Origin of the sequence: Pseudoalteromonas peptidolytica (assembly GCF_012641745.1) — a bacterium.
Classification (GTDB): domain Bacteria; phylum Pseudomonadota; class Gammaproteobacteria; order Enterobacterales; family Alteromonadaceae; genus Pseudoalteromonas; species Pseudoalteromonas peptidolytica.
This window is the reverse complement of record NZ_WEHZ01000015.1, coordinates 67,977-85,727: the sequence shown is the minus strand read 5'-3', so window position 1 is coordinate 85,727 and position 17,751 is coordinate 67,977. Positions and strand designations below refer to the sequence as shown.

20 protein-coding genes are annotated in these 17,751 nt (G+C 41.1%); 10 read left to right on the top strand and 10 right to left on the bottom strand.

Annotated elements, in window-relative coordinates; genetic code table 11:
- Positions 1 to 15: 15 nt before the first annotated feature.
- The 4 genes from F9Y84_RS11515 to F9Y84_RS11500 form a co-directional block, all read right to left on the bottom strand.
- Positions 16 to 348 (bottom strand): hypothetical protein, encoded by a 333-nt coding sequence (locus F9Y84_RS11515; protein ID WP_147388883.1) that lies wholly within the window; start codon positions 346 to 348, stop codon positions 16 to 18.
- Positions 349 to 431: 83 nt separating this feature from the next.
- On the bottom strand, positions 432 to 1,007 hold the full coding sequence (locus F9Y84_RS11510; protein WP_125251921.1) for a YlcI/YnfO family protein: 576 nt from the start codon (positions 1,005 to 1,007) through the stop codon (positions 432 to 434).
- Complete coding sequence (locus F9Y84_RS11505; RefSeq protein WP_147388884.1) at positions 1,000 to 2,613, bottom strand: hypothetical protein; 1,614 nt, start codon at positions 2,611 to 2,613, stop codon at positions 1,000 to 1,002. The genes F9Y84_RS11510 and F9Y84_RS11505 overlap by 8 nt, the downstream gene beginning before the upstream one ends.
- A gap of 18 nt (positions 2,614 to 2,631) precedes the next feature.
- Positions 2,632 to 3,726 (bottom strand): ParA family protein, encoded by a 1,095-nt coding sequence (locus F9Y84_RS11500; RefSeq protein ID WP_161972718.1) that lies wholly within the window; start codon positions 3,724 to 3,726, stop codon positions 2,632 to 2,634.
- Positions 3,727 to 4,290: 564 nt separating this feature from the next.
- Here F9Y84_RS11500 and F9Y84_RS11495 point away from each other — a divergent pair.
- The 5 genes from F9Y84_RS11495 (at position 4,291) to F9Y84_RS11475 (ending at position 6,595) form a co-directional block, all read left to right on the top strand.
- A complete protein-coding gene (locus F9Y84_RS11495) occupies positions 4,291 to 4,839 on the top strand; it encodes a glycoside hydrolase family 108 protein (RefSeq protein WP_147388885.1) in 549 nt (182 codons plus the stop codon).
- Entirely contained in the window at positions 4,836 to 5,195 is a 360-nt protein-coding gene (locus F9Y84_RS11490) for a hypothetical protein (protein ID WP_147388886.1), read from the top strand. The genes F9Y84_RS11495 and F9Y84_RS11490 overlap by 4 nt, the downstream gene beginning before the upstream one ends.
- Before the next feature lie 45 nt (positions 5,196 to 5,240).
- Positions 5,241 to 5,654: a hypothetical protein gene (locus F9Y84_RS11485; protein ID WP_125251926.1), complete on the top strand. Its 414-nt coding sequence runs from the start codon at positions 5,241 to 5,243 to the stop codon at positions 5,652 to 5,654.
- Positions 5,655 to 5,663: 9 nt separating this feature from the next.
- Positions 5,664 to 5,969 carry a hypothetical protein gene (locus F9Y84_RS11480; RefSeq protein WP_128730216.1) on the top strand — a complete coding sequence of 102 codons (306 nt, stop codon included), beginning with the start codon at positions 5,664 to 5,666 and terminating at the stop codon, positions 5,967 to 5,969.
- Positions 5,970 to 6,052: 83 nt separating this feature from the next.
- Positions 6,053 to 6,595: a hypothetical protein gene (locus F9Y84_RS11475; RefSeq protein WP_128730218.1), complete on the top strand. Its 543-nt coding sequence runs from the start codon at positions 6,053 to 6,055 to the stop codon at positions 6,593 to 6,595.
- Positions 6,596 to 7,074: 479 nt separating this feature from the next.
- Here F9Y84_RS11475 and F9Y84_RS11470 read toward each other — a convergent pair whose 3' ends face one another.
- Entirely contained in the window at positions 7,075 to 7,497 is a 423-nt protein-coding gene (locus F9Y84_RS11470; protein WP_128730220.1) for a hypothetical protein, read from the bottom strand.
- A 459-nt stretch (positions 7,498 to 7,956) separates the two neighbouring features.
- Positions 7,957 to 8,373 carry a hypothetical protein gene (locus F9Y84_RS11465; protein WP_147388887.1) on the bottom strand — a complete coding sequence of 139 codons (417 nt, stop codon included), beginning with the start codon at positions 8,371 to 8,373 and terminating at the stop codon, positions 7,957 to 7,959.
- Between the two features lie 323 nt (positions 8,374 to 8,696).
- On the opposite strand from F9Y84_RS11465, the gene F9Y84_RS11460 reads away from it, so the two are divergent.
- Both F9Y84_RS11460 and secB read left to right on the top strand, forming a co-directional pair.
- On the top strand, positions 8,697 to 8,963 hold the full coding sequence (locus F9Y84_RS11460; RefSeq protein WP_125251931.1) for a hypothetical protein: 267 nt from the start codon (positions 8,697 to 8,699) through the stop codon (positions 8,961 to 8,963).
- Between the two features lie 52 nt (positions 8,964 to 9,015).
- Complete coding sequence (gene secB, locus F9Y84_RS11455) at positions 9,016 to 9,522, top strand: protein-export chaperone SecB (protein WP_128731802.1); 507 nt, start codon at positions 9,016 to 9,018, stop codon at positions 9,520 to 9,522.
- Positions 9,523 to 9,677: 155 nt separating this feature from the next.
- Here secB and F9Y84_RS11450 read toward each other — a convergent pair whose 3' ends face one another.
- Positions 9,678 to 9,965, bottom strand: a complete 288-nt coding sequence (locus tag F9Y84_RS11450) for an HU family DNA-binding protein (protein ID WP_206644500.1) — start codon at positions 9,963 to 9,965, stop codon at positions 9,678 to 9,680.
- 250 nt (positions 9,966 to 10,215) lie between these two features.
- The gene (locus F9Y84_RS11445) at positions 10,216 to 10,536 is read right to left on the bottom strand and encodes a hypothetical protein (protein ID WP_125251933.1); all 321 of its coding nucleotides are present in this window, start codon (positions 10,534 to 10,536) and stop codon (positions 10,216 to 10,218) included.
- A 954-nt stretch (positions 10,537 to 11,490) separates the two neighbouring features.
- On the opposite strand from F9Y84_RS11445, the gene F9Y84_RS11440 reads away from it, so the two are divergent.
- The gene (locus F9Y84_RS11440) at positions 11,491 to 12,042 is read left to right on the top strand and encodes a hypothetical protein (RefSeq protein WP_128731803.1); all 552 of its coding nucleotides are present in this window, start codon (positions 11,491 to 11,493) and stop codon (positions 12,040 to 12,042) included.
- A 571-nt stretch (positions 12,043 to 12,613) separates the two neighbouring features.
- Complete coding sequence (locus tag F9Y84_RS11435) at positions 12,614 to 12,937, top strand: thioredoxin family protein (protein WP_147388888.1); 324 nt, start codon at positions 12,614 to 12,616, stop codon at positions 12,935 to 12,937.
- Between the two features lie 84 nt (positions 12,938 to 13,021).
- Here the strand turns inward: F9Y84_RS11435 and F9Y84_RS11430 are convergent, their stop codons facing one another.
- Entirely contained in the window at positions 13,022 to 15,868 is a 2,847-nt protein-coding gene (locus F9Y84_RS11430; protein ID WP_147388889.1) for a DEAD/DEAH box helicase, read from the bottom strand.
- A gap of 124 nt (positions 15,869 to 15,992) precedes the next feature.
- On the bottom strand, positions 15,993 to 16,352 hold the full coding sequence (locus F9Y84_RS11425; RefSeq protein ID WP_147388890.1) for a hypothetical protein: 360 nt from the start codon (positions 16,350 to 16,352) through the stop codon (positions 15,993 to 15,995).
- Positions 16,353 to 16,635: 283 nt separating this feature from the next.
- Here F9Y84_RS11425 and F9Y84_RS11420 point away from each other — a divergent pair, with 283 nt between their 5' ends.
- Positions 16,636 to 17,733, top strand: coding sequence for a hypothetical protein (locus F9Y84_RS11420; RefSeq protein WP_147388891.1), 1,098 nt, complete (start codon positions 16,636 to 16,638; stop codon positions 17,731 to 17,733).
- The last annotated feature ends 18 nt before the right edge of the window (positions 17,734 to 17,751 follow it).

Here is a 17,751-nt window from a genome sequence, read left to right as displayed (position 1 = left end):
TTACTTAAATTAAGGCTAGCTTAATAGCTTTACACGGGTAAGATCTAGATCGGTATTAATAACTAAGCCGGCTTGATCAGCCGTTACCTTCGCGAAAGCGACTACTTCTGCCACTTTATTCTTGGGGCCTTGAATATTAAGTGTAACTGTAAACTTTTCAGGTGATATATTTCTCTCTAACTGCGTCATTTCGCGTAGTGCTTCATCATTAAACAGTCTATCTCTTATCATATCCGCCACCTTATATGCACTTTTCCATCGCTGACGGATAAGTGCTTTTGATAAGCGTTTAATGGATGTATTCAAGTCTGTAACCGAAATTGTTACGACAGAGTACTGTATATTCATTGGGGTGCTCCTTTCATTTGCTATTGTACAATAGCAAATGAAAGGCAAGCAGAAAAGGACTAAGCAGCAAAAACCAACAATGGCTATTGTTGATTTAACGGGGAGCCAATCAACGTAGATAAATCACTTTCTTTCATCAAGCGCTCCCAAATTACCATATGACCCAAAATTGTTCTTAGTTTGTCTCTGACAGGTGCTAAAGAGAGTGTGGTGGGTACATCATCCGACTCAATCGGCGTATTGTCAGCCAAGTCAATAACGCGTAGTAGCTCTTGAAAAGCACTGAGCGCTGGAATAGATTGTTGGATCATCCTAATCGATAATGAGCGTCCACCTATGGTAGATATTTTGGTTTCCAGTGTCATGCGCGCCAAGTTTTGATAAATCGCCAGACGCTCTTTTTCTTGCTCCGCCTTGTCGTCGATCTCTTTCAAAAACTCAAGGTGCGTATCCAAATGGATACGTTTGAATTCAATAATTGCTTCAGATACCCAGCGGCTGCGTGATACTCCTTTTTGCTGCGCTGCCGCATCCATTAATTCAATCATTTTGTTAGGAAATCTAGCATTAATGCGATCGGAGCCGTCACTCACTGAGTCAAGTTTTGGCTTAGGCGTCACCAGCATAGCAAGTTTACTTGAGCTACGATCATTAACCATGCTTACGCTCCTCTTTCTGGCCTTGGAATAATTCAGACCAGTTAACCCCTTCAGTGCGCGCTTTACGGATCAAACCAGATAAATCCTCGCCCGACATATCTAGGTTGTCTAAATGCTGCATAGACTGACTGACGATATTTAATAAACCTTGACGGTATGTATCTATGTCTTCTTTTGAACCTTTAGATGCAGCCATTGATTCCAGTAGCTCGCCTGTTTGTTCCAGTGTAGGATCTATCCGCGCGCAAACCGCAATCAGCATTTTTAGCTGTCTGTCTCGTAACGCATTATCCGACTCAGGTGTTGGAAAGCCTAACTTCTTCAGCTTCTTAACTGTTTCTTTTTTATCGCTCTCTGACTGTAGTGCCACTTGTTGACGTGTAACATCTTCGCTCTTTTTAATGACATGCTTACCCGTAACTTGATTAACGAGTTCCATCACTTCATCCACAAGCGCTTGAGGCACCTCATCGATAGAAAAATCAATCTTTTCATCTGCAACCGAGAAGGCATAAACATGAACAGGATCACAACTAATACCATGTTGCTGTGCATATGCTATAGCGTCATTCGCCACTTTTATTAAAGATTCACGACCCGGCTTATGCACGGAGCAGATCTCTAACAGCAGCTCGCTTTGCGGGTGTCGCACCAACTTCAAAAAACGTGCAACTTGTGGTTTTGACTCAGAAGTCAGCTTCATCGCGACTTTTGCTGTGTTTGTAGACATTGCATCGGCAACATCTTTACCCACTTTTTGACATAGCACCCTGTAATGTGTGTGATAATGCCTGAATGTATCTGCCAAAGATAAAGATACCGACGAACTATTCGCTTCGTATGAAGTTGCGAGAGTGGCCAGCTCAACGTCTAGATCTGAGGCATCTTGAGATAGGCCATCAGCAGCACGTTCATTTACAGCCAGACGTAGTCTTAGCGTCTCGCGTCCGTATAAATGGGCAGCACGCAGACGCCGCTCACCATCAATGATCACCACATGTGACGCAGCGCCAAATTCGTCGTAAGCTAAAAAGCCATCAATAGACTTACGCTGGCCTTTTGTTTTTAAGCTCACCGCAGTTTTAAATAAGTCCTGCACACCCGTCATTGCGTCGCTTAACTCTTTGCCGTGCAACTTACCTTTAGCTACTAACATTGCCAGCGGTGAAGCCCAAAACGATTCTACATACTCAGCCGCATCTAGCTCTTGCCAGTTATCAGGGCATGAAGGCAGCAATTCCATATAAGTATCAAAAGATAACTTTAATGTACCGTTTAAGCGATGATTGTCTGCTCTGGGTTTAATCAAACTCAACGGTATTTCTACATCGAAAGATTCACCACCGTTCTCTTCAAACATTTTTTTCACTTGAGACAACTGCTCAATGACCGGCACTTTATAGATTGTTTTTTCTACGGTTGCGCCTGATTGCCCTTGCTCGTTCGAGTTCACAGATTTATAAGATCGTTGCTGTTGCTGCAAATACATCGCGTTAACCGCATCCATTTCCTGTGAAAGTGCTTGCGCTGTTCTTTCGGCAGCTTTGTCTCGTGCTCCTTTGGTTTGAAGCAAGTGACCGAGTTTTGATTGTTTTTTACTTGTCATAGCGAATTACCTAAAAGCTTAATTATCATCCTCAGGAGGAAGAGGCTCACCAAAAATGCGTTGATGTAACTTATCAATTATTGAAAACAGCTTTTTTCTCGAAGGATCTGATTTTTTATTCCAAATAAGCGATGACATTGGCGGCTTTACAGCTCGTTTCTCTTCAGCGCTGAGCTTTTCAAAGCTTTCCGGGTCTATATAAGGGGGCACAGAAATATCACGACGTTCCTGAATTAACCGACTACGAGGAAATACCTCATTTTTTGGAAAGCAACCAAACGCAGGGTAATTGAAAATTGGCTCTAATAAAATTTCTTCTCGTTTACTCAACTTCCCTGAATTTAATGGATTAACAATTGTCGTCACTAGGCGCATGCGACCATCACTATTATTTGCCGCAAGGCAAGACATAGTGACGGTGTTGCATGAGCCAAGCGTATCTCTGGATGGGTTTACTGGCACAATCACATGATCCGATAGTTGATAAAGCGCCTCGTTTAATTCCGCATCCAGTGGTGGGGTATCGAAAATGATCAGGTCGTAACAATTGAGGATGTCGCAATCAATCAACCAAGACTCCCACCGCTCATAAAGTGTTCTTGCCGGGTATTTTTCTGCATGAGTGTGGATATGACTGAGTGCCTCACTATCACCAGGTACAATATCTAGCATCCCCCCCAATTTATTCACAGTGCCTAAATGAGGAGAGTCATGCTGGATATATGTGCCGTACTGACACACATATTGCCTGTCTTCTTTCATGATCTCTGATGAGCTACTACGAGCAGCAAAAGGCATTGGATTACCATCTTCATCATAATACTCAGGGTGAATTATGGGCTGATGAATGGCTCTGAGCGCAGAACCTGCAAATGCGTGCGCCGCATCAACTGTGGTCGACTCAATAACGCCATAAGCACCACTTAGATTGCACTGTTTATCAGTATCTATAAGAAGGACGCGTTTACCAGCCCAAAGCGCAATACCTTCCCCTAAATAACTCACCAAGGTGGTCTTACCCACACCACCTTTGCGGTTTGCAACAGAAACAATCTTAGCCCGACTATCGACCGGAATTTGGGCTAGCCTGAAGCTTCTTGCAGATAAACTCATAAAAACCTCCATGCGAATTTTACAGCCATTATTTTTTTCATTTTCGGTTCCTTAGCGGATTATTGAGTTGCGCGCACTTTACCTTTTGAGTCGAGAACGCCTGTACGACAATGACTTATAGCTTACGCCATATAAAAAGTGAGTGCAACAATTGATTATGCAATCACTTTTTATAAACACAAAAAACAGCAACCAATAAGTTTGCATTCACTCACAAACAAATGTAAGTACCAACTAACAACAAAAGTCCTATCAATATAAAGAGGAAGCACTTACACATAAGTATCAGTACATAATTCGAACAATCAAGCAGGCGACGATACCGTGACAGTATTGCCTTAACATTATTTTCACTGTCACTTAAAGTAATTTCTTTGCTGCACTCAATGTGCCGTTCAAGGTACAATAGACAATATAAGAGACTGAAGTTGATAACAACTTAATAGTGAGTAGTGATTGAGACCCTGTTGTGGCGCCTGTTTAAAGTGCCATTCGTATAGTATTGCCCGTTATACCAAAACAGCTCAATTGAAGGTACTAACGGTGTTTGGTTAAGGAGTTAACATGTCAGATCACTTACGGCAGTATCAACACGTTTTTGAGTCAGCCTTTCGTTTACTTTTAGAGTTTGAAGGTGGCTTTGTCGACGACCCTGACGACAGTGGCGGTAAAACAAAATACGGGATTTCTCAAAATGCCTATCCTAATTTGGATATAGCGGCACTGACCAAAGCACAAGCGAAAGAGATATACCAAAGAGATTACTTTGAAGCCTGTAAAGCCCACTTAATGCCTGAAAAAATGGCGGTTTTAGTTTTTGATACCGCCGTAAACATGGGGGTGAGAAGTGCTATAAAACTATTACAACAAGCGATCAAGACCGATGTAGATGGCATTATTGGGCCTAACACACTTAGAGCGTTAAAACAGGCAAACAGAGTCCAAGGAGACAATTTATTCATTGAGTACCAAAGCTTAAGAGCCAAGCAATATGCCGAGATCATCGCACGTAGACCGAGCAATGGTAAATATGCAAAAGGCTGGTTTCGCCGTCAATTTAAACTACAGCAATACCTGTCACAACAGGTAAGCTTTGCTGAGGAGGCTTTATGAATCAACAATATATCACCGCCAAACTCACACACTATGATACCCAAGATCCTACGGAGATATTTGAAGATTTAATAGCAACGCATTCTCCATTCGCATTCTATTTATTTAACTGGATAAACTTTCATAATGATGCTTTTGAAAGCTGTGTAGAACTTTTACATGATATTCAATGTATTGATGGCCGAGTACTCCATCAGTGTATGCCGCATCGTAATGGCACTCACTTCGTTTGTATTGAAACAGATGAAATTATATATCCATCCCACATCAGCCTGATCCGGCTGAGTAAAAAGCAAATACTTATGCCATGTGAATGGACTCATCCTACACAGGCCCTTTACCCAACCAAGCGCTGAGCGAAGCTCGGCAAAATTCAGTGAAAATGAGAGTGGAGCGACAGAATGATCACAGTAAACATTCCCCAGGAAAATGGACAGTATCAATCAGTATCGAACCAAATTGGTGACCACACGCTACATGTTGTCACCCCAACATTTGGGAAAAGCGAACTGCTTGTGTACGTCGACTTTAATAAAAAAAATTTGCAGGCAACAGGGCGCATCAAAATCGCTATGCAAGACCCAAACATAGCACAAGACACACCGTTTGACATGTGTCAGCTCGTCAATAACAGCATTGTGCCGATGGAGATAAATATTGTACAATCAGGTCAATATAGGTTTCCTATTCCGGTTGGTAGCAATGAAGTCAAGGTTAAACTATCAATCGAGCTTGCTGATGCTCATGAAGAAACTGATTCGTTAGCACTGTGGGTAGCAGCCAATAGTGATAATGCAGTATCTGTTTTAAAGTAAGGGCTTAAAATGTACAGCACTTCAGTTTCACAACAGTTTTACCAACCAGATCAAAGCAGTAGCGGAGGGTCAAGCACGGAAATTCAGCAGTCATACACAATTTCCGAGCCTGATGGGCAACCCATTCACATTGCACTAAACGGACAAATCGACAGTACTAAACATGTTTTGGTAACATTGAATGGCTTGCTCTTGGATAAAGAAAGTCAATACAGTATCGCTACACAAGATAGCAAAAGCATCCTGTTGATTGACCCAGCTGTCACAATTTATGACGGTGATAAAATTCAATTGTCAGCCAAATTACTCAACTGATAACAGTGAGTATAACGCTGTCTCTGGAATCGCGTATGAGCTTGAGATGAGAAATACATTAACCCATTAAGGAGACTCATCCAATGAGTAAGTTACGCGCAAACTCACAAATTATGCCTGCAACAATTAGTCGTGAGCTAGTCGACCCAGGCTTTGAAGCAAACTTAGTAAAATTTGCTGATGATATTGCTTCACTTAGTACCGTAAAAGCGAGTATTTCCTACGTAGACTCTAAAGTGTCTGATCTCATTAATAGTGCACCTGAAGCGCTTGATACACTTAAAGAATTAGCTGATGCTCTGGGAAATGACGCCGACTTTGCAGCAACTGTAACGACAGCTTTAACCACACAAGATAACCGTATTAAGGCCATAGAAGATGATACATCGCGTATCATGGCTCAGGATATTGTTTCTGCGGAAGATCTATCCGCTCAAGTAGATGGTGCAGTAGTGTCTTTTGATATTGCAAAATCACCTCGGGTTGGATCTGCACAAGTATTTGTGAATGGTCTTGCTGTATTTGAAGACTCGGTTACGATTGACGAAGCCACCAAAAAGGCGACTTTTGTAACAGCGCCTCAAATCGGCGACAAAGTGCGCATTAGTTACATCGCTGAAAGATAAAATAACGAAACTCATTAAGAGGCCACTAATCAGGCCTCTTTTTCAGAGACAGCAAAGCTAGATTAAGCAGACCAACTTCAGATCTGTACACTGAAATTTTTATTGTACATTAAAATCAGGCTACTTTTGAGTACCGAGCAGCAAGCTTACTTTAGCAAAGATCAGATTCAGATCGGTTATAAGCACCTGGTTTTTGTATGAAAGTGTTCAAAATAGCTAAAACAGCTCAATTTGGATCGCTTTGTAAGTTCCATATCTATAAATTAAGCAACTAATTTATGATCTAAAATCAGATGAAAGAATATTTAAAACCAACCAAATCAATATTTTATTTATAAAAATTGATAGTCAGACTTATTTTTTAAAAAGGATCCCACTTACTTATGTACTGTTCCAAACTTTTGAAAATTTGAGCCAGTTTATACCGTAATGACGCTTCACTATAACAGATGCTCATTTAACAGCGTAGTTGTACAATACTATATACGTTGAGACAGATGTGTAGATATCTTTTTTAATTCTCTACGGAAAAAATAAGCCTCATCCAGATCTTGCCTCGCTTCTAATTCTAATAGTAAACGCTCCATCATGAGTAATGACTGCTGAATAGATAAACGGCTTATGTCAAGGCAATCTTGTGCAGAGTCTCTTTGTTGACGCGACAGATCAAGCGAAACTCTTAACTCTTCTATGGTATCTTCAGCGATAATTAATTCATTTCTAAAGTCGGCAAGCTGAATACGCTGCTCTTCCCGGGAGTGCTGCGCCCCCAACTCATAGAAGAATGACAACAGAGAAGTAAGGTATTCAGGAGCCACTGTATTTCCTTTAAAACACGGCTGCCCATTGTGTTCTTGCAACTCGTTAGGGCTTCTTTTACTCGGAGCAATATCATTATACATACAATACAAGTCCTGTTTCATTTACTCGGCTTACGTTATCGTAAACCAATTATTTCGTGCGTTTTAAATCCGTTATCTTACGCCTTTTCAAACCCATCAGGGCTAAGAAAAAAAACAAGACAATTTTTTATTTTATTAATTGAATCATGACATTACCTAAATCACTGTCCTAGAATAATAGTACCAGCCCAGAGCAAGGTGAAGCAGCTGTATTACTGCATAAGTCAAAACAACCTAGCAATACTTGTCAAAACACACACATGTCAAATACTTAATTTTCGGCGCATTTCTATAAAACACCGCATGGGTTATTAGGATAGAGTTTATTTGCTTGGGCCGCAACTGTTTTTAGCAAAGCCAATAAGTCCGCTGACGCTCACCCTTTGAGCAGCATGCTTACTTATAACGGGGAGGAATATTGAGTAGTGCCAGGGATCCCAGCACTAAAGCAGCCACCAATTAGACGGCTTTATTCTCTTCTTTCACAATACCAAGTGCTTTTCCTAGCAGCTCTTTGTATAGCTGGCCGCCTTGCAAAATCCCTGCAAGAAGAATGCGTTGAGACTCCAATTCTGCAGCCTTCTTTTGCTGCTCTTTTGTCAGCTTACGCTTATCTCCAGGAAGTTCATTTTCCGCTTCACGCAATGCCGAGCTTCTTTCGTCAACATGTTTATTTAAGTGTTGTTGTACAACACCTATCGCTTGTTCAACTTGTCCTTTTGTTGCCATTTGAAACGCTCGTTGTGTCAGGCTAGCGAAGTCATCTGCTACAATAGCATATCCGTTATTACATTGCGTACATACCGCCGCAAGCTTGCCTGCTATCTCACCAACAATGCTAGGATTGCTACAATACGGACAGCGGGGTAAATTCATACTCATTCTTTGATTTCTCCATTAATACAATAAAATCAAACTATTACACATACTTGATATGCAACCAGCCACTTCATAATGTGAGCCAGAAAGAAATAGCAATATGTAGAGTTTATATTTGTCTCATTCGCATGATGACTTAAATGTCTTCACATTTCAATTGTACAATAATATAGTAGCGCTATTATCACCTTTGAAAAACTTGAGTTCGCATTCTTTGAGCTTGTAGTGCATTGAGGTTTCAGTACTAGCGTTCTCAGATAAATTGGCTAAAAATAATGAATTTGAGCAAAAAAAAACACCTTCCGTGTTTGGAAGTAAAAATGAACGAACAGTTCGAACCTCTGATGAAACATGGTTCAATCTATGCTAAAGTGATGGCCGATTCGATCCAAGCTACCTTGCTACAAGTAGCAAAGCAAGAGCTTGCTACAGCCGAGGCAGAGCAAGTAATAGGTGAGCTCACAGCACCATCGCTGTGTCGAGATCTTGTTGAAAAAGAGCACAGACTTGCTATATCTGAAGAGCTTACAGCGTTACGAGAGATTGCCATGCTGTTATTGATCTATATTGAAGAGCAAGCGATATAAAATTTCCCATAATACGCATTTATTTTGCGTGTAAATTAATGAGACATGTGACATGACTAATAAAGACAATACAACTGCCGTTGAGCAGTCATTCGAACTACAAAAAATTTACCATAAAAAATCAACTTTCGATGCACCCAATGCACCGGCTGTATTTTTAGATGAGTGGAAACCCTCTATTAGCGTTGATTTAAATACTGAAGCAAATAGGATAAGCGATACCACTTATGAGGTTGTACTCACTGTGAAGTGCAAAGCTAAAGCCACGAATAGTGATACACAATTATTTAATACCACTGTAGAGCAGGCAGGGATCTTTGAAATTGAGGGCTATGAGGAAACAGAGATCATGGCATTAGTAGGGTCATACTGCCCAGCTCAGCTCTATCCGTTTGCACGAAATCACATTTCCTCTCAAGTGTTACATGGTGGCTTTCCCCAGCTACTTCTGGCGCCTGTCGACTTTGATGCACTACTTGATGATGCAATAAAAAGCGCAGATCAAGAGAGTCAAGGGAGTGAAACAAACGACACTGACGATGAGGTCGAGGTCATCTAGCTAGTAAAAAGCCGACGCTCAGTCGGCTTTTCTAATTCAAATTAGCTTAGTTAAGCTTTCTACTTTCAAGCGAGAAAACCTTGCCGATAACAGCGCCCTGCTACCGCCAAGATAAATTCCGCCATATAGTCAGGCAAAAAGCCAGTCAACATAGACTATTTTACATTCGGTAGAAGCTCTTTGAGTCGTTGACTCACTTTGAACTGTACAGTGTTGCACGCATCAATAGGAACAGGCTCTTTTGTTGAGGGGTTTCTCCCTAAACGCGCATTGCGTTGAACTACCTTTAATGTTCCAAATCCTTGCACTCGCACATCTTGCCCTGCTTGCAGAGCGTCACAAAACGCATCAATCACCGCATTCACACAACCACGAGCGTCCGTTTTACTAATTTTCATTGCGTCAGCCACATGATCAGCCAACTCTGTCTTTGAAATTGCCATCTTAAATACCCCTAAATATCTACATGTCTCAGTTAACAACCAAATCATGAAGAGGTAGTAGATATTATATTGTCACATTTGCATTATAATTTGATAGATATTGTACAATTTAATTCTATCGATTCGATAACAGATTAACGTCACTAAATTGGTAGAGGCCAGTTATGTGATTTTCTCTATTGTACCACGGTGCGCTTAAACACTCGCAGCGCAAAAACGAAAACCTACTTTATAACCGACTAAGTAACATCTAGCTTTCTAAATTAGAAGTTCGACGTTGACGTCGCCGACTGCAAGCACTATCACAAGATGAAAAAGCGTGCTCTTCACCTACAAACTCTCTTGAAGCCAAGCAGTTAGCAACCGCACTGGGTAGTTCTTTGTTTGATATTAGCCCCAGAGCTCGGGCTTTTGCCATTTCAACTGCAATTACAATTTCTTCTGCGCTCATATCAGCATTATATAATCTCAACTGTCCTTGCTCATCATAACCAATGACAAGTCCTTTTATCAATGAAGCGGGATCTCCCTGCGCCAAGCTAGCGCATATTTTTTGGATCTGCGTATCCATAAGTACCATCCTAGATTCTAAATTTTTGAGCTATATGCCTGTAGTTATTTAAATAAAAAGCCACTCCTTAAGCAGGAGTAGCTTTTCGGTTGGGTCTACTTAAAGCACTTATATCACCTTTAAAATATACGCTTTAAAATCATCATATTGCAGAGTCACATGCTGTAAGAGCATTTACTATTCTCTCTCACATTGCAAATGTGCTATGTAACAATTAGCGTAAATCTTATGGTGTCTTTATATGTCTCATTTAATGTACATCGGAAACGAATATACTCCGCATGTTACAAGAAATCTAATTAGTGTGCAGGAGTATCCAAGCTTTAATCCCCCTTGTCAATAATCAATTGTAACAAGAATAGAAACATTGCAACATAGTACAGGCACCTTAAAGCAACAAGCAAGTTGTACAATTATCAACCACCTACGATTAGTCAACTGAATTTATCAAAGAGTGATCTAATACAGTTGGCTGAAATACCACTTTTAATGACTAAATGAACAACGGCGACAACACTGCTTATAATGAAAATTGTTGTACAACAAATTCTTTATTTTCAATACTTACGAACATATTCAGCATAATTTCATGTTGGGCAATTGCTGCAACCAAGCAAACGAGAAAGCGCACCAAAACAGGACTTCGGAGGCCAAAATTTACTATTTTGATTTGACAGTCAGCGTCGTAACGTATAGATTTGTCTAGGATATAGCGTAATGGGTTGCATTGCAGTGATTTACATCGAATGCAAATGCAATAAATAGTGTATCAGGAAGACTCGCTAGTGAATTAGGTACAAATCACAGCTAGTTGCTAATTAAATGAGCATTGGTATTAATATTTTAGAGCTATATCAAAAAGTTATGATAAAACTTTTAAATTAAAGTTTAGTTTTTGTCAGTCTTAATCTTTCTAGGCTGTTATCAAATCGGGGCTAACAGTGAGGCTAATTTATGAAATTTAAGAGAGTTGTGCACGAGAAAAGTAATATCGATGGCTCTTCGGCTAGCGCCAAAGCTATCGCCCAAGCTCCTACCATCAAACTTGCAAATGTAAGCGGAAATAATGCCAAGTTAAGACAGGCTAAAGTTGGCTCGGCTATTGACCAAGTTGGGGCTTTAACTGCTGCTCGTGACCTGTTAGACGCTCGCATTGAAGAGGCACAGTCTTCACTTATGGATTTACTCAAAACCTCTACACAGCCTTCCATTGAGGGTAAAAAGTTTGTCGCAAGCAAAACACCAGTCTCCTGTAAGCAATTACTTCCTAAAGCAAAAGTAATGACTTCAATGATAGCGCTGTTACAAAAAGCAAATGAACAAAACAAAAACGATGGCGGACTTTTTGAAATGATTTTAAGTCTAGATCCTGACATCATTAATGCACACTTTCTGCCATTACTCGAAGCTATTTTTGAAAAATCGGCATTAACTGAAGAAGCTGAAAAGCTCTATTTTGTCTCTGAAAAGGATGAAGTCGTAATCAGTCTTCGTGAAGCTGTTTAATGTAACCTTTTTTAAGGGCAAGAAACGATATCAACCTCTTGCCCACCTTCTTACTCTTCTCAAGTCATCAAAATCCAGTTCCCATATTGTACAATATACTTGTATTATTCATACTCTAGATTGCTTATTAAAATATAGGTATATTCGCGAAGTGGTTTTATTTATTTAATCTGAACTCGGGGTAACAAGTGGGTTACTCAACGAAAACACCTAAGCTCAATAGGCATAATATCACGCAAGCCATAAGTTATGTCTTAATACGAAGCAAATTTGTGCATCAGTAGATAGCCTATTGCAAACAAATTTAGCGCAGCAGTAAAGGATAACCGCTGTGAGAAGACAACTTATTAAGCCTAGCTTAGGTTATCTAGCCAGATATAGTTTTGGCGATAACGCCGCTTGCGCGTCCTGCTCTCGCTAAGGCCTCTGCCTCCTGTAGGAAAGGTTAGCTTATGCAGCAATAGCAGGTTCTTGGAAGTAACGCCTTCAGATTGGGCAAGTATTAAAAGATAATGAGTATTAAATTCAGCCACAAATATGCAAAAACTAATGACTGAATTGGAGGCTTGTAATGAGTAACATACAATATGCAACGAATGAAAATGTCCATACGCTAATCAATCAAGGTTACACATTGGTTGCCTACTATGCGCCTTGGTGTGGCCCTTGCAAACAGTTGGGACTCGCACTAGAGGCGCTGCCCGACACATTGACGCAACATCTTACTATTGTGAAAGTGAATATTGACGAATGTGGCGATGCGTTAAAGAATGCGAGCGTTGATGTGATACCAACTCTGCACTTTATGCTCAACGGCAATGTTATCGAGAAAAACATTGGTGCAGTGATCAAACCAAAACTGATGCAGCGGATCGCAAAAGAGATCCATTGCTGAGCAAGTCCAGTTGATGTGTCACTTTCAAACTGCATTATCTGTGCAGGCTTTTACGTTACTAACCGTAGCCTGCTTGCAAGCACATTACTCTACGCCATATTGGCTTCGTATGATTTTTCTCGCCGAAGCCAGTGCGGTCTCTAACTTTTTATGACCCAAAATCCGTGTAACCTCAGATCGTCGCTCTACATCAATAAAATCGTCTAAACTTACGATTCCCGCTTTCACAAGCTTGCGGATATTCATCACCCCCACTTCCTCAACACAAAGCAGCTTCGCGGAATCAGCCGTTGTGCCATATCTAAATCGGGTTTCTAACATATGCCAATATCCATCAGGACGCGAGATAGCACAGGCTTTAGCGATTTGTCTTAAGGCTTGAAAGACACGTGAAAGGTCATATTTAAAACCGTTTATCTTTTGGTATTGCACCGTTTTGCCACTGAGGTATGTCGCCATATCCGCTGGCAATGCCATTTCCGACGCAAATGGTACCACCCGTTGCAAACGCTTCATATAGTCATCGACTAGCTTCGCCTGACTACGTTGAATGTAGTCTGTGTTATAAGAAGGAGCCCCAGCGATAGCCCAGGCCAACGCATCATCGTTATCCCAAATCTGAGCATGGTCTACAAATCGTAACGCCGTATGCCAATGAAAAACATCCTCTGGCTTGTAGTACCAACGCGATGAAACTTTGCCAATCTCAGTTATTTTGTACTGTTCGTCATGTCCTTTGAGCATCTGTGTACGCAGTAAATCTCCCAAGACGCTATCAACCACTTTTTGCTCAACCAAGCCTTGCAGTTTCGCTAAAGAACGGTCAAACCAGTTAACCAAATCTAGTTGATTATGAATCGTACCCGCATCTACTTCAGCGAGAATATGAAAGCCGAGGGTAGCTTCATTGACCAGTCGGCTATGGACAGGCTTAGCTTGCTGTATACGATGTTCCCAAACTTTTGGCTGCGCACAAATAAGATAGCAGTGCCCATGATAGCGTGCTAGATACTGGGGATCATTGTGTGCGATCCACGCCTTGGCTTCTTCGACGCTTTGAGCCAGGATAACCTTTTGATGGTCTTTAACCTGTCGCATGTTCACTTTACGCTTTCTTCTCTGAAGGCGCGCTTCATTATCCACGGCTTTGATATCTTGTTGATTACCTGCGTGGCGGATATCTATTACCGACCCCGCAGTGGACATATCTAACTCAGCAACACTATCTAATATTCTTAACGACAATCTATCCAAACTAGACTGGGCGTAACTATTTCCATCAGGAGCAACAACAAAGTAATCAGCTGGAAGGCTGCGCCCTGCACGGCCAGCCATTTGTAAAATATCTTCTATTTCCACTGGAGACAAACCTCGAGTTGTGCCCACAATTACAACATTTTGTGCTGGCACATTACACCCCCATGCAAGGGTTGAGGTGGATACTAAAACTCGTAGTTTTCCGTGCGGATCTTTAAATTCTTTTTCAATTTGTTGCCTGATATTTACTTTCAAATCGGCACTATGAAACTCAGCGTCAATGCCCTGCGCCCTGACCTTTCTTAATAGGTCTGCGCCGGTTGCCTTATCATGGACAAAAAGAAGATATTTCTCATCTGACTTTTCGGCATCTGTCACTTTCTTGAGCGCTTCATTGATGCGACTGTCTCTACTTTGTTTGTAATTACCATTGTCTACATAGCGCGGAAAATGCCAAGTAAGGGGAGTTGGCCGCCAAGGAGAATTAATGATCTCACTTTGCAAACCATTTAATACACTTAGCCACTGTGCAAACTGCTCCACATTGGGCATCGTAGCAGACATAAATAGAATTTTCGCTTGATTAAACTGAGTAAAACGCATTAAACCAGCTTCTACAGCATGGCCACGTTCCGTGCCAATAATGTGAGACTCATCAACCACCAATAAGCCAACCCTGTCGATCCAAGCACTACGCTCACTACCATACTTTCTAGTCCGAGAGTCCAGCATTTCAGAGGTGATACACAAGATATCCGCTTGATTTATTTCATCGTTTTTATCTGGTGATAAGGCATAGTCTCCCGTCAATATCGCTATCTTGTATTGAGCACCGAATGTGTGTGACCAGTCATCGTATTTTTCTTGGGTTAATGAGCGAAGCGGAGACACATACACAACCACTTCTCCTTTGGCTAATGTATGCGCCATACATAACTCGGCACACACCGTTTTACCACTACTGGTTGCAGTACCCAGTACCAAGTTCACGTTTTTCGTATGTATCTGATTTTTAAGCAGCGTCGATTGCACTCGGTTAAAGTGACTAAACGGGTAATTAAGTAAAGTAAATTCAGACGTTTTGATAAGGTCACTATCTTCAACGAGGGACAACCCTACCGTTGACTGCGACAACTCTTCGCCCGTAGTTAGACCCAATTTGCGTGTCATAGACGCACAAATTGCGCCTGCGGGATAACCTAAATCATCATTGCCATGAGACAATAGAAAGAGCTGCTGATCAGCATTAAGGTGCTCTAGTGGATAAATTCTACCATTGGTTTTTGACTTCCCTGAACATACTGCATAATTACTACATAACTTCATGGCTCGACCCTGAGAAAACTGCACCATTTTGTGGGCGTAGCATTTTGGGCAATAGTCTAATTCGCCAATATCTATGTCTTGCTCGTCTGCAGCACTATCTAGACAACGAACGGCATGTTCAGTACGCCATGCAACCTGATACTCTCGATATGTGAGATTAGACACCGAGTCAAATATAACTAACTGAACCGCTTGCTCGACGAAATCAAAATGCGCATTAATACCTGTATATAACCAACGTTCACATCGGCCATCTACCGTTTTAATGACGACAAACCCGTCTGAATCTAATGCCAGTCCTACGTAACCCCAACGATTTCGGGCCCAGTCAAGCATATCATTTAACATAGTACCTCAGATCACTTACTCATTATGCAATGAGAAATAACGCTCCCACAGTAATGGCTATTGCACCGTTAAAGGCTAGATTATGCAATAATCACCTGTATTTATAAGATATTTAGAAAGTCTATTAAACTAAATGGTTTTGGATCACGCTATCCGTATGTGCAATAAGCAAATGCTCGTTTTCTATAAAAACCATATAGTTAACTTCAGCTCCTGGTATAATTGATGCCAGCACATTCTCTAATATACCTTCAAACTTTTCAGTAGCAATGCCCTTGAATGTCGCCAATTTACTAAGCCTTTGTGCTAGAGAGTGTTGTTCAAGAAATGACGCTGCATCAAACAACCAGTTATCCCTGGAAAAGTAGCGAGCAGCTTTTGTTTCAACTTCCACAAACCTTGCTGTTTCTCCCCCATTTACAGGCAAAACGAGTACAGCCGACGTATTGGGCATAACGATATAATTTGCATTTTCTAAATTCATACTCGCTCCATTCAAAAAGCCTGCCGCGCACCATTACACGAATTGTATAATCGTATGCTAAGCGTGTTAGAATGTCACGCATTAGGGAATACAAAGCTATCACATTGGCTGTTATTCAAACACTTTTGACAAAATATCATCACTTATCGATACCTCCTTTTTTAAAAGTTGCCTAAAATGACTTTTATTGTACAATGAACTGAAAGTTACTGTTGTGCAGTCATTTTGGCTTGCTTCAACCTTCACTTTAAAAAAACCATCATGCTTACATAAAGGTGACAACATGACGCAATCAGCAGCTGAGTTTAACGGGATATTAGCGATAGCTCACGACCTCTTACCCGCAATGCACAGCGGACTTTCACAACTTAAGCCCAACGATACAGCCTTACTTGTTGCCGCTAAGCTTCATTATGCGTTTTGGTTTGCCACCTCAGAAGAGCAAATCATCGAGCTAACAAAACAAGCACAGGGGTCTGATAAAAAACGCAAAGACCTTGATAAACTCACAACTTGGGCAGAATCCGCCTCCAGCGTTTTCGATACCGAGGTGCAATGGGAAAAAATGCCCCGCCAATATCACAAAAAGTTTGAGAAATTCCCAAGTAAAGCACAAGCGACAATTGACAACCCGCTGCCTTCATTGTCAGAGACATTGATTGCTCTAGATGATTTACCAATACCAGAGCTATTAAAAACATTAGCGCAGCAGGCATCCCCCTTTCTAATGCCAGATACCGACGCTTTTCTTTCCTCTATGTTTGGCCAGCAAAGCCGCGAAAAACCTATCGACATTGTTGATGAATCAATACCAACAGAAACCGATCCACTCAGTAACAACAGTGCTCTAACACCCGATGCGATTTCGGATATTCAAAATGCCTACATAGTTAAAAGCTATGTTGACGTGCCAATGACAGATGCCGCCGAGCAACATGCGCTAACACAAACCACAGTGGAAGAAAAAACAACGGTCAGCGAAGCGTCTAATGACACGGAGTTCACAGCGTACACACCTACCACAACTAAGAAAAAGATCCGTAAAATAGCACGCGCTGAAAAAGGTCACGGTGCAATGATCCGGATAGTACGCCATATGCTGGTTTTAAACGAGCAAGCATCAAAAGCTCAAATCATGGCTGTGTTAGATTTGCTGGGTATAAAATATGCGGCTTCAGCATTACCAGCTAAAATATCAGATGCTCGTAAAATGCTCTTGTATATGGGTGATATGGGTCTTGTAGACGAGGAACTGGCAAATTCATATGACTCAATGGTTAAAATATCTCAATATGATGAAAACCTCAGTATAGAAGATGCCAAGCGCATTGATGCACTATTAAGTGAATTGGAATTTAAACCCGTTAAGCGCAGAACTTAGATTAAATTTATCATTAAT

Coding starts and splice junctions, on each gene's coding strand:
- F9Y84_RS11445 (WP_125251933.1), bottom strand. CDS start 10,536: ATGGATACGCAGATCCAAAAAATATGCGCTAGCTTGGCGCAGGGAGAT.
- F9Y84_RS11460 (WP_125251931.1), top strand. CDS start 8,697: ATGAACGAACAGTTCGAACCTCTGATGAAACATGGTTCAATCTATGCT.
- F9Y84_RS11440 (WP_128731803.1), top strand. CDS start 11,491: ATGAAATTTAAGAGAGTTGTGCACGAGAAAAGTAATATCGATGGCTCT.
- F9Y84_RS11475 (WP_128730218.1), top strand. CDS start 6,053: ATGAGTAAGTTACGCGCAAACTCACAAATTATGCCTGCAACAATTAGT.
- F9Y84_RS11510 (WP_125251921.1), bottom strand. CDS start 1,007: ATGGTTAATGATCGTAGCTCAAGTAAACTTGCTATGCTGGTGACGCCT.
- F9Y84_RS11480 (WP_128730216.1), top strand. CDS start 5,664: ATGTACAGCACTTCAGTTTCACAACAGTTTTACCAACCAGATCAAAGC.
- F9Y84_RS11515 (WP_147388883.1), bottom strand. CDS start 348: ATGAATATACAGTACTCTGTCGTAACAATTTCGGTTACAGACTTGAAT.
- F9Y84_RS11465 (WP_147388887.1), bottom strand. CDS start 8,373: ATGAATTTACCCCGCTGTCCGTATTGTAGCAATCCTAGCATTGTTGGT.
- secB (WP_128731802.1), top strand. CDS start 9,016: ATGACTAATAAAGACAATACAACTGCCGTTGAGCAGTCATTCGAACTA.
- F9Y84_RS11500 (WP_161972718.1), bottom strand. CDS start 3,726: ATGAGTTTATCTGCAAGAAGCTTCAGGCTAGCCCAAATTCCGGTCGAT.
- F9Y84_RS11420 (WP_147388891.1), top strand. CDS start 16,636: ATGACGCAATCAGCAGCTGAGTTTAACGGGATATTAGCGATAGCTCAC.
- F9Y84_RS11450 (WP_206644500.1), bottom strand. CDS start 9,965: ATGGCAATTTCAAAGACAGAGTTGGCTGATCATGTGGCTGACGCAATG.
- F9Y84_RS11505 (WP_147388884.1), bottom strand. CDS start 2,613: ATGACAAGTAAAAAACAATCAAAACTCGGTCACTTGCTTCAAACCAAA.
- F9Y84_RS11430 (WP_147388889.1), bottom strand. CDS start 15,868: ATGTTAAATGATATGCTTGACTGGGCCCGAAATCGTTGGGGTTACGTA.
- F9Y84_RS11470 (WP_128730220.1), bottom strand. CDS start 7,497: ATGTATAATGATATTGCTCCGAGTAAAAGAAGCCCTAACGAGTTGCAA.
- F9Y84_RS11495 (WP_147388885.1), top strand. CDS start 4,291: ATGTCAGATCACTTACGGCAGTATCAACACGTTTTTGAGTCAGCCTTT.
- F9Y84_RS11485 (WP_125251926.1), top strand. CDS start 5,241: ATGATCACAGTAAACATTCCCCAGGAAAATGGACAGTATCAATCAGTA.
- F9Y84_RS11435 (WP_147388888.1), top strand. CDS start 12,614: ATGAGTAACATACAATATGCAACGAATGAAAATGTCCATACGCTAATC.
- F9Y84_RS11490 (WP_147388886.1), top strand. CDS start 4,836: ATGAATCAACAATATATCACCGCCAAACTCACACACTATGATACCCAA.
- F9Y84_RS11425 (WP_147388890.1), bottom strand. CDS start 16,352: ATGAATTTAGAAAATGCAAATTATATCGTTATGCCCAATACGTCGGCT.